Raw genomic sequence first — 587 nt, forward strand, 5'->3', positions numbered from 1 at the left:
GTACTTTTATTCAGTAAAAATGGTCGTGCAAAATAAAGTTTAATTTTTGCGTGTTGCAGTAAAACGAGCGGCTTGCTGAAGCGGTTTTGTTTTGATGCCAAAAGATGTTAAAAGTGCTTCTGCTTGAGCGATGAGTTCGTCTCGTTTTTTTTGTGTTTCTTCAATACCATAAAGACGAATAAAAGTGGCTTTGTGCGCTGTTTCATCTTTTCTTGCGGTTTTGCCTAAAACTTTAGTGCTGGCAGTGACATCAAGAAGATCATCTGTTAATTGAAAGGCTAAGCCAAGATATGTTCCAAAAGCAGCAAGTTTTTCAGGCAATTCTTAGGATGCATTGCCGATGATCGCTCCTGCTTGACAAGCAAAGCTTATAAAAGCGCTGTTTTCATGTGTTGAAGAGTTGCGATACGAGAGGCTCCTGCGGTTCTTTCGTTTTGTATGCGATACAGGTTGCAATAGAGTTCAATAAAGGTTGCAACAGAAAAAGCTTTTTGCGTGCCTTTCTCCTTATGTTTTTCTATGGTGGGGTTTTAATTTTTGCGTGTTGCACTAAAACGAGCGGCTTGTTGGAGTGGTGTTGCTTTGAT

At 39.9% G+C, this 587-nt stretch carries 1 pseudogene; it reads right to left on the minus strand.

Annotated elements, in window-relative coordinates:
• Nucleotides 1-39: 39 nt before the first annotated feature.
• Nucleotides 40-407: pseudogene (locus ACFINS_RS11055) on the minus strand (polyprenyl synthetase family protein); the annotation flags it as partial.
• Nucleotides 408-587 lie beyond the last annotated feature (180 nt).

Source organism: Bartonella sp. AA2SXKL (genome assembly GCF_042197205.1).
Classification (GTDB): domain Bacteria; phylum Pseudomonadota; class Alphaproteobacteria; order Rhizobiales; family Rhizobiaceae; genus Bartonella.